The organism is Microbacterium sp. AG790, assembly GCF_003634765.1.
GTDB lineage: Bacteria > Actinomycetota > Actinomycetes > Actinomycetales > Microbacteriaceae > Microbacterium.
Window position 1 is genome coordinate 90,041 of sequence record NZ_RBWZ01000001.1, and the last position, 10,042, is coordinate 100,082.

7 protein-coding genes are annotated in these 10,042 nt (G+C 69.4%); 5 read left to right on the forward strand and 2 right to left on the reverse strand.

Translation table 11 applies throughout. The annotated features are described in order from the left end of the window. The first annotated feature begins 75 nt into the window (after positions 1-75). From DEU37_RS00425 to purH, 3 genes are read left to right on the forward strand one after another with little or no spacing between them, the layout of a single operon-like run. The gene (locus DEU37_RS00425; protein WP_121188760.1) at positions 76-1,329 is read left to right on the forward strand and encodes a DUF6350 family protein; all 1,254 of its coding nucleotides are present in this window, start codon (positions 76-78) and stop codon (positions 1,327-1,329) included. 4 nt (positions 1,330-1,333) lie between these two features. Beyond that, entirely contained in the window at positions 1,334-1,927 is a 594-nt protein-coding gene (gene purN / locus DEU37_RS00430) for a phosphoribosylglycinamide formyltransferase (RefSeq protein ID WP_061781853.1), read from the forward strand. 40 nt (positions 1,928-1,967) lie between these two features. Further along, positions 1,968-3,578 carry a bifunctional phosphoribosylaminoimidazolecarboxamide formyltransferase/IMP cyclohydrolase gene (gene purH / locus DEU37_RS00435; protein WP_121188761.1) on the forward strand — a complete coding sequence of 537 codons (1,611 nt, stop codon included), beginning with the start codon at positions 1,968-1,970 and terminating at the stop codon, positions 3,576-3,578. Positions 3,579-3,592: 14 nt separating this feature from the next. Here purH and DEU37_RS00440 read toward each other — a convergent pair whose 3' ends face one another. Continuing rightward, positions 3,593-4,969, reverse strand: a complete 1,377-nt coding sequence (locus tag DEU37_RS00440) for an MFS transporter (RefSeq protein WP_183043545.1) — start codon at positions 4,967-4,969, stop codon at positions 3,593-3,595. 152 nt (positions 4,970-5,121) lie between these two features. Between DEU37_RS00440 and DEU37_RS00445 the strand changes: the two genes are divergently transcribed. Next, on the forward strand, positions 5,122-6,528 hold the full coding sequence (locus tag DEU37_RS00445) for an MFS transporter (protein WP_121188763.1): 1,407 nt from the start codon (positions 5,122-5,124) through the stop codon (positions 6,526-6,528). 40 nt (positions 6,529-6,568) lie between these two features. Here the strand turns inward: DEU37_RS00445 and DEU37_RS00450 are convergent, their stop codons facing one another. Next, complete coding sequence (locus tag DEU37_RS00450; protein ID WP_121188764.1) at positions 6,569-7,480, reverse strand: SGNH/GDSL hydrolase family protein; 912 nt, start codon at positions 7,478-7,480, stop codon at positions 6,569-6,571. Between the two features lie 319 nt (positions 7,481-7,799). Here DEU37_RS00450 and DEU37_RS00455 point away from each other — a divergent pair. Then, a partial coding sequence (locus DEU37_RS00455) for an InlB B-repeat-containing protein (protein ID WP_183043546.1) occupies positions 7,800-10,042 on the forward strand: 2,243 nt, incomplete at its 3' end.

Consider the following 10,042-nt stretch of genomic DNA (forward strand, 5'->3'; position numbering starts at 1 on the left):
TAGTGGATGCCGTCGCCCCGGCATCCCGCGCGTCCACCCGACGCACATGGTCGGGGTGGGTAGGGTCGAACGCGCATGAACCGCCTGCTCGTCCTCCTCCTCTCCGCCGTCGATGCCCTCATCGCGGCGGCCGTCGGCGTCGCCGTCGTCTTGGCGCCCCTCACCGTCTTCTGGGTCGTTGGGCTCGGCGGGACGGCGGACTGGGGCGCGCTGTGGCCCGCGGCCGTGCGCATCTGGCAGCTGGGCCACTTCGTTCCGCTGCACGTCGTGCTGGGAGACGAGTACCTCGTCGCGGCCGGCATCCCCGCCCAGGCGGCGACCTTCGTCGTCTCCCTCGCCCCGCTCGCGCTCGCGACCTTCACCGCCGTGTTCGCGGCGCGCTCGGGCATCCGGGCGGCGCGCTCCGGGTCGTGGCCCGTCGGCGTCGCCGCGGGATCGGGGGTCACCCTGCTGCTGGCGGCCGCGCTGTGGGCGACCTCGCGCACCCCGGTCGCGGCGGTCTACGGCTGGCAGGCGCTCCTGCTGCCGACGCTGGTCTTCGCCGTCCCCGCACTGCTCGGCGCCCTCGTCGAGGCGTGGCGCGGCGGCGACGACGGACTCGTGGATGCCGTGCGGGACCGGATCGACGGCGCCGACCCGCGCCGGGGCCATCCGTGGGTCGCCGCCGTCGCGGCATCCGCCCGCGGCACCGGCATCGCGGTGACGGGACTCGTCGCCGTCGGCGCGCTGCTGGTCGCCGTCGCGGCGATCGCGCGCGGCGGTCAGGTCGTCTCGCTGTTCGAGGCGGCACACGTCGACGCGGTCGGCGGCGGCGTGCTCGCCCTGGGGCAGCTGGCCTATCTGCCTACGCTGATCGTCTGGGGCGCCGCGTTCGCGGCCGGTCCGGGCTTCGCCGTCGGTGCGGGCACCGCGGTCTCGCCGGCCGGCACGACACTGGGCGTGGTGCCCGGCCTGCCCGTGCTGGGTCTGGTCCCGGAGGGCTCGACGCCGTGGCTGTTCGCCCTCGTGCTCCTCGTCGTCGGCATCGGGTTCGTGGCCGGCGCGGCGGCGCGGGCGCGCCTCGCCGCCGACGGGGTCGCCGCCTCCGGCTCCGACTCCGCACCGGTGCGGCTGGCGGTGCTGGTCGCCGTGGTCGTCCTCGCCGCCGCCGCAGCGGCCCTGCTCGCGGCCTGCGCGTCGGGGGCGATCGGCCCCGGACGCCTCGACGAGGTCGGTCCCGCGGCCGGCCCGTTCGCGTTCACGGTGGGCGTCGAAGTCGCGGTCGGCGCCGCGATCGCGCTGTTCTCTCCGGCGCGCACCAGAGAGCCCGCCGCTGCGCCGGTAGACTGACCGGGTGCTGACGGTCGCCGTTCTCATCTCGGGCACCGGCTCCAATCTCCGGGCCCTCCTCGAGGCCGCCGCCGACCCCGATTTCCCCGCGCGCGTCGTCGTCGTCGGGGCGGACCGCCAGGCCGACGGCTTCGCCCACGCGGAGGCTTTCGGCATCCCCACCTTCCTCGTGCCCTTCCGCGAGTTCGAGACCCGCGAGCACTGGGGGGAGGAGCTCGATCGTCAGCTCCGCGTCTGGAACCCCGACCTCGTGGTGCTCAGCGGACTGATGCGGCTGCTTCCGGCCGCCGTCGTCGACGCGTGGTCGCCGCGGCTCATCAACACGCATCCCGCCTTCCTGCCGGAGTTCCCGGGGGCACACGGCGTGCGCGACGCGCTCGCGGCCGGCGTCGCGCAGACCGGCGCCAGCGTCATCGTCGTCGACAACGGCGTGGACACGGGCCCGATCCTCGCGCAGGAGCGCGTCGCCGTCCTGCCCGACGACACCGAGCACACGCTCCACGAGCGCATCAAGCCGGTCGAGCGGCGGCTGCTCATCGATGTCGTCCGCGCCATCGCCCGCGGGGAGCTCGAGCTCTCCGCGGTCCCCTCGTCCTGACAGATCCGAACCCGATCCACACCGAACCCTGGAGCCCTGCATGGCCGGTCCTGCCGTCGATCCCGCCCTCTACCGATCCCGTGACCTCGTCCCCGTGCGGCGCGCGCTCATCTCCGTGAGCGACAAGACCGGTCTGCTGTCGCTGGCCCAGGCGCTGGATGCCGCCGGCGTCGAGATCGTGTCGACCGGCGGATCGGCCGCGCTGCTGCGCGACGCCGGCATCGCGGTCACGGACGTGGCGGAGGTCACCGGGTTCCCGGAGTCGCTCGGCGGCCGCGTGAAGACGCTCCACCCGAGCGTGCACGCGGGGCTGCTGGCCGACCTCCGCCTCGAAGACCACGAGGAGCAGCTGGGAGCCCTCGGCATCCTGCCCTTCGAGCTCGTCGTCGTGAACCTCTACCCGTTCGTGGAGACGGTCGCCTCGGGCGCCGTGGGCGACGTCGTCGTCGAGCAGATCGACATCGGCGGCCCGGCGATGGTGCGCGCCTCGGCCAAGAACTTCGCCAACGTCGCGATCGCCGTCTCGCCCGAGTCGTATCCCGCGATCGTCGAGGCGCTGGATGCCGGCGGCACCTCGCTCGCGCAGCGGCGGGAGCTCGCCGCGCGCGCGTTCGCCCACACGGCGGCCTACGACCGGGCGGTGGCGACGTGGTTCGCCGAGGAGACCCTCGAGGCCGAGGGCGAGCTGCCGCAGCACCTGACCATCAAGGCCGAGCGCCTGGCGACCCTGCGCTACGGGGAGAACTCGCACCAGCGCGCCGCGATCTACACGCGTGCCGGTGCCCACGGCATCGCGCAGGCGGAGCAGCTGCAGGGCAAGGAGATGTCGTACAACAACTACGTCGACGCCGATGCGGCGCTGCGTGCCGCGTTCGACATGGTCAAGCCCGCCGTCGCGATCATCAAGCACGCCAACCCGTGCGGCATCGCGGTGGCGGCGCCCAACGCGCTGGATCCCATCGCGTCGGCGCACCTGCGCGCCCACGAGTGCGACCCGGTCTCGGCGTTCGGTGGCGTCATCGCGGCCAACCGCACGGTCACGCTGAAGATGGCGGAGAACCTGCGCGACATCTTCACCGAGGTGATCGTCGCCCCCGACTTCGAGCCCGAGGCGCTGGAGGTCTTCAAGCTCAAGAAGAACCTGCGCGTGCTGCGCCTGCCGGCCGACTGGCGCCAGGAGCCCATGGACGTCCGGCTGCTGTCGGGCGGACTGCTGCTGCAGGACGCGGACCGCTTCCCCGACGACATCGAGTCGGTCGCGAAGAACTGGGAGCTCGTCTCCGGTGAGCGTCCCGACAGCCCCGAGGAGATGGAGAACCTCATCTTCGCGTGGAAGGCCTGCCGCGCCGTGAAGTCGAACGCCATCGTGCTCGCCCAGGGCCTCGCGACGGTCGGCATCGGCATGGGCCAGGTCAACCGGGTCGACTCGTGCCGCCTGGCCGTCGAGCGCGCCGGCGACCGCGCGGCCGGCTCGGTCGCCGCATCCGACGCGTTCTTCCCGTTCGCCGACGGTCCGCAGGTGCTCATCGACGCCGGCATCCGCACCATCGTGCAGCCGGGCGGCTCGGTGCGCGACCAGGAAGTGGTCGACGCGGCCCGGGCGGCCGGGGTGACGATGTTCTTCACGGGGGAGCGCCACTTCTTCCACTGAGCGGCGCCATCGGCTCACCCGCGCCGGGGCAGGCGTCGGTCGGCGACGATCAGGACGAGCACGACGACCCCGGCGGCGACGATGGTCCAGCCGATCGCGTGGATGCCCGCATCCGTCGCCGTCGCCGGAAACGCGAGGGCGATCAGCGCGGACGCGAAGATCGCGCCCAGGTAGCCCGCGGTGCGCAGGAGACCGGAGGCGACGGCGATCTCCGCCGCGGTGGTCTGGGTGTAGAGGGCTGCTTGGTTGCTGGTGGTGGTCATGCCGAGCACGATGCCGAAGACGACGCTGAGGGCGACCAGGGCGACCATGCCGGTGGAGCTGCTCACAAACGCGGCCCCGGCTCCTCCCGCGAGCATCGCGACGGCGCCGGCGATCAGCGGGCCGCGGATGAGCGCCCGTCTCGCGATGAGCGCCGCCACCGTCGCCGCGACCGCACTCATCGGCAGCATGATCAGTCCGCTGACGGACGCGTCGACCCCGCGGCTCTGCTGGAGCCATTGCACGTACCCGTACAGCATGGCGTAGGCGCCCATCAGGGCGAGCGCCTGACGAAGGTAGGTGCGCACCAGGGCGCCGTTGCGAACCAGCGCGCGCACGTCGAGGAACGGGGAGCGGGCGCGCAGCTCCCACAGCACGAGTGCGGCGGCCGACAGGAGGAACACCCCGGCCAGCAGCCACGACGGGTGTCGCACGTCGGAGAGCACGGCGATGAGGGCGACGATCGTCGTGGTGAACAGCGCGATGCCTGCGGGGTCGAGTGCTGAGACGACGTCTCGCCCCGTCGTCTTCGGGCGTGGCGGATCGGCGGGAAGCCACCGCAGCGCGAGCGCGGCGCCGATCAGTCCGAGGGGGATGTTCGCCGCGAACACGGCGGGCCATCCCCACAGTACGGTGAGTGCTCCGCCCAGCGGCAGGCCGAGGGCGGCGGTCACCTGGCTGGCGATCGAGATTCCGCCGAGAACGCGTCCCGGGATGCCGGTGCCGCGGGCATCCGCCTGCGTGCGGATGATCGCCATCGCGGACGGATATCCGGCAGACGTGCCGATGCCCACGAGAGCTCGGGAGGCGACGAGCCATCCGAAGCTCGCAGCGACGGCGCCGACGACGCCGGCCAGGGTGACGATCCCGAGGCCGACGACCAGCATGCGGCGCGCACCGAACTGCGCGGCCAGCGTGCCCATGGCGGGTTGGGCCACCGCGCTGGAGATGTAGACGGCCGCCACCAGTGTCGCCGTCTGACCGGCGCCTACGTGGAAGCTCGTGGCGATCGCGACGAGCGAGGTCGCGATGATCGACGAGTTCAACGGGTTGAGGGAGGTCGCCCACAGCAGGGCGGTCACGAGCGGTGCCGGGAACGGACGTTCGGCGGACGCGATCTTGCGGTGCACGGTTCTCCATCCTGCCGGTGCGGAGGCGATGCCAGGCAGAGTCTAGGAGGCGCAACCGCCCGCCCGCGTGCCCCAGCTCGCACCGTCCACTTTCGTGGCAGGGATTTTCGTAGCGATGGGTATCGCCGCGCCGCGTCGGGCACGATGGTGTCATGTCGGACGTCGACCGTTCCCCGCATGACGGGAACGCCCCCTCCGCGCGCGAGGCGGGGCGGGTGCTCGCGACGGTGTGCGGCGCCCTCGCGCTCATCTCGATCGATGTCACCGTGCTGCACGTGGCCGCTCCGACGATCGCACAGCAGCTGCACGCGGACGACGCGCAGCTGCTGTGGATCATCGACGTCTTTCCGTTCGTCATCGCGCCCCTGCTGCTGTCGGCCGGCGTGCTCAGCGACCGGTACGGGCGCCGGCTGTTCCTGATGGCGGGAATGGGCGTGTTCGTCGCCGGCTCCGCGTTCGCGGCGTTCGCGTCCACCCCCGCGGCGCTCATCGCCGCGCGCGTGGTCATGGCGGTCGGCGCCGCCGCGGTGCTGCCTCCCACGATGTCGCTCCTGCGCGTCGCCTACCCGGATCGCGCTCGACGAGTGCGGGCCGTGGCGATCTGGTCGATGTCGTCGGCGGCCGCGGCTGCCGCAGGGCCGGTCATCGGCGGGATCATCGTCGAGCACAGCTGGTGGGGCGGGGTGTTCCTCATCAACGTGCCACTGGGTGCGCTGGTGCTGCTCGCGGCCGCGTTCTGGGTGTCGGAGTCCCGATCCGACCGGCCGGGAAGCACCGACCTGCGCAGTCAGGGCCTCGCGATCGTCGCGGTGCTGACGGCCGCCGTCGCTGCCAACAGCCTCGCCGAGCACCATCTCGATGTCTTCGTCGTGGGCATGGTCGTGGCGGTCGCGTCGGGATGGGTCTTCGTCGACCGCCAGCAACGTCTCCGTCGCCGCGGCGAGCAGCCCACGCTCGACGTCGCCCTGTTTCGCAACGCGACATTCTCGGCGGGACTGGCCGCGGTCGCCGTCGCGATGTTCGCCATCGTCGGGCTGGAGTTGCAGTTCGCCCGCTACCTCCAACTCGAGCGCGGGCTCACCCCCCTGCATGCCGCCATCGCTCTCGTGCCGCTCGCGGTGGCGACCATCGCGGGAGCCTTCGTTTCGCCGCGGGTGCTGCGGCGGTGGGGACACCGCAGCACCGTCACCGGCACCTTCGTTCTCGCGGGCCTGGCGCTCGCGGGGCTGGCGTTCTCGCGCGAACCGGTCGATCTCGCCGTGTTCGCGGCGGCCACGGCGCTGGCGGGGCTCAGTATCGAGATCTCCGCCGTCGCCGCCAACGACCTCATCATCTCCTCCGCCGGTGTCCACGAGGTCGGGGGCGCTGCCGCGCTGGAGGAGATCTCCTACGATCTCGGCGGGGGCTTCGGGACCGCCGTTCTCGGCGCCGTGGCTGTCACCGCATCCGACGGCTTCCACGCTGCGGTCATGACCTCTGCGGTGCTCCTGGTCGGGGCAGGGGTCGGTGCCGCGTGGTTGCTGCGCCCACGGGGCGCGGCGCCCGGCGCGCGGGGCTGAGAGTCAGCGAGCCGATCGCGGGGGGCGCCGCGCCGAGGCCTCAGCTGAGGTTCAGGTCGCGCTCCAGGGCCGGCAGGTAGCCGAAGAGGTGACCGTCGGCGTTGGGGTGGAAGGAAATGTGGCTGTCGACCTCGTCCACACCGTTCATGTAGTTCGTCTGTGCCGACGAGGCTCCGTGGCCGGCGAAGTCGGTGCGAGGGTCGACGAAGTCGAAACCCTTCGAGGCGGCGACACGGGCGATGGTCTCGTCCAGTGCGTCCATCGTGCGGTTGAAGGCCTCGCGCGACGCCGGGCCGATCGCGCGGGTGCTGGTGAAGGAGTTCACCTGCTGCCCGCCGTACGGGACGATCTGGTAGACGTCCGGATATCCCATCACGACGACGTGCGCGTTCGGTGCCTTGGCGCGGATGTCGTCGTAGGTCTTCGCGAGCTCCTCCGACATCGTGTTGCCGGTCTGCGGGAGCGGCGCCTTGTCCTGGGCCATGTCGGTCAGGTGCTGGATGCGACGCAGGCACTCGTCGTCGTCTCCGCCGAACAGTTCGTTCTCGGCGCAATAGGTGCCGACCTCGTTCGCCTCCAGGTCGTTGCCGCCGATCGAGATCGTGACGAGGTCGGTGTCGGCGGAGAGGTGCTGGTCTTGCGTGACCGTCTCGTGCTGCGGCGTCTGAGCATCCTGGAAGATGTTCAGCGTCGTCGCCCCCTGGCAGGCGGCGAAGTCGAAGTCGCTGATCGAGTACTTCGCAGCGAACAGTGACGGATAGGCGGCGTCGGTGCGCGAGCACTTCTTCATGTCGGGGTGCGCCTCGGTGCCGTGACCCGCGGAATAGCTGTCGCCGAGGGCGACGTAGTGCTGGGGGACAGGCGAGGAGGCCGCGTCCGCGGCGTGAGCGACCACGGGAGTGGTGACGAGGATGCTGGCCATAACAGTTGTGGCGAGGGCTCTCTTGATCATGAGAGAAGCCTGCTCTCGTGCCCGCTGGGACGCGGCGAAGCGGAGAGAAGCGTCAACTTAAGAAGACGGTGGTCTTCGCTCGTCGGTAGATCAGGCGAAGTCTCGTGGACGGACCACCGAACGCGCAGGCAGAGCGCGGGCTCCTCCTGCAGGGGGGGGCAAAGGTTCACCGAGCCCGCATCCGCTTCGGCGCCACGAGCGCAGCGATCCGGTGCGTTCATCAACCTTGGTTGACATCCCTCGTGCGCGGCCGCGCTCATGGGATGCAGGTGAAGGAAGGTGGGGGAGATTTCAACAACCGAGTGTAAGAGAAACCGGAATGACTACCCAACCCACCGTTCCTGCCCAAACGATGAAGCGCGCGATTGCCGCGATTCTCGCCGCCATCATCGCCGGCACACTGCTGGTGTTCACCCCCCAGTCGGCATCAGCGGAGGTGGCACTCTCTAGCACAGTGAGCGCGACAACGACAGCCGGCCAATGGTTGTATGTCGCCTACGAGGTGGGCGGGTATTCCGGTCTCGCCGTCCTCGACAACTCTGATCCCAGTCATCCCGTACAGGTCGCCCTCCTTCCACGCGGTGCGACGACCGTGGGTGAAGGTGGGTTCACTAAAGAGCAGGGCGTGGTTCAGGTCCTGCGCGCCAGGGGAGGCTACGTTTACGCGCTCAGTGATGAGTACGTGGGCTACGGCAAGGCCAAATGGTTGACCGTCATCGACGTAAGGGATCCGTACCATCCGCGGGTGGTGAGCGCATTGCGGGATGCTGACACTGGTTCGACTGCTGGGAACCTATTCCTCAAGGGCGACTTTCTCATCATGACTTCGGCGGGCGCGACAATGTCGAGGCTCCGAATGGTGAGCATTCAGAACCCGGCGAGCCCGGTCGTTGTCTCCACGTACACCGGCGACGCTACTTCCGGGACCAGTCCGAGCGTAGCGTTCTACGGCGAGACCGTCTATTTCGCGAAGCTCCTCGCGGCGGCTGATCCCAAAACGAACAAGAGACCTTTTCGTGTCGAGAGCGTCGATGTGAGCAATCCGAACGCACCGTTTCGCAGCGGCATGTTCGACGGAAAAGACCGAGACGACGAGAGGAATGTCGTATCCATCGTGGCGAAGGACGGGTATCTCTATCTTGGGGACACGTGGGCGATCAGGACCTACGACCTCCGCGACCCCGCAAACCCACATCGTTCAAGCGTCACGACACTGCCAGAAGAATACGGCACCATCAACCTGCAGGAATTCAGGGGAAACTACCTCGTCGGCGTCGGGAGTGGCGATCCGATAACTAGAAACCACTGGTTTCTAACCTGGGATCTTTCCGACCCGGGCAGTCCCCGTGCCGCAGGTCATGCGAGTACTTCTGCCGGCACAGCGCGGGGTGCGTCTGTTTCGGAGGACGGATACGCCTACGAACTTTATGGAAACGGCGATTACAGCCATGTACGCCTCATCGATGCCCGCGAGCCATCTGACCCCAAGTTGGTGCGAGAGTTCGTCGTGCCTGCTGAGGCCTCGGTTTCGTTCAACCCGAATGGGGGCGGAGGGCAGATGGACGAACAGACCTCGCTGTTCCCGGGTCAGCTGGAGCGCAATAAGTTCACCCGCGCTGGATACACGTTCACGGGGTGGAACACGGCTGCGGATGGGTCGGGGACCGGGTTCGCTGATCGGGCGGAGTATGGGTTCAGCTCGTCGGTGACGTTGTTCGCGCAGTGGAAGCGGGTTGAGTACACGGTCACCTTTGATGCGAATGGTGGGGCGGGTTCGATGGCTGCGCAGGTCGGTTATGAGCCGACGTCGTTGACGGCGAATGTGTTCGCGCGTGCGGGGTATCGCTTCGCGGGGTGGAACACGGCCGCGGATGGGTCGGGCACCAGTTACGCCGATCGGGCGCAGTTCCCGTTCTCCTCCTCGGGGACGCTGTATGCGCAGTGGTCGGCGGAGCACACTGTCACGTTCGATGCGAACGGTGGTGTCGGGTCGATGTCGGGTCAGGTTGAGGCCTTCCCGGCTCCGTTGAGTGCGAATGTGTTCACGCGTGAGGGGTATGAGTTCACGGGGTGGAACACCGCCGCCGACGGGCGCGGTACGGCTTATGCCGATCGGGCGCAGTTCCGGTTCTCTTCGTCGGTGACGTTGTTCGCGCAGTGGAAGCGGGTTGAGTACACGGTCACCTTTGATGCGAATGGTGGGGCGGGTTCGATGGCTGCGCAGGTCGGTTATGAGCCGACGTCGTTGACGGCGAATGTGTTCGCGCGTGCGGGGTATCGCTTCGCGGGGTGGAACACGGCTGCGGATGGGTCGGGCACCAGTTACGCCGATCGGGCGCAGTTCCCGTTCTCCTCCTCGGGGACGCTGTATGCGCAGTGGTCGGCGGAGCACACTGTCACGTTCGATGCGAACGGTGGTATCGGGTCGATGTCGGGTCAGGTTGAGGCCTTCCCGGCTCCGTTGAGCGCGAATGTGTTCACGCGTGAGGGGTATGAGTTCACGGGGTGGAACACGGCTGCGGATGGGTCGGGGACCGGGTTCGCTGATCGGGCGGAGTATGG

Bases quoted from the DNA above. Each gene is read 5' to 3' on its own strand.
- DEU37_RS00445 (WP_121188763.1), top strand. From the start codon at position 5,122: ATGTCGGACGTCGACCGTTCCCCGCATGACGGGAACGCCCCCTCCGCG.
- DEU37_RS00425 (WP_121188760.1), top strand. From the start codon at position 76: ATGAACCGCCTGCTCGTCCTCCTCCTCTCCGCCGTCGATGCCCTCATC.
- purH (WP_121188761.1), top strand. From the start codon at position 1,968: ATGGCCGGTCCTGCCGTCGATCCCGCCCTCTACCGATCCCGTGACCTC.
- DEU37_RS00450 (WP_121188764.1), bottom strand. From the start codon at position 7,480: ATGATCAAGAGAGCCCTCGCCACAACTGTTATGGCCAGCATCCTCGTC.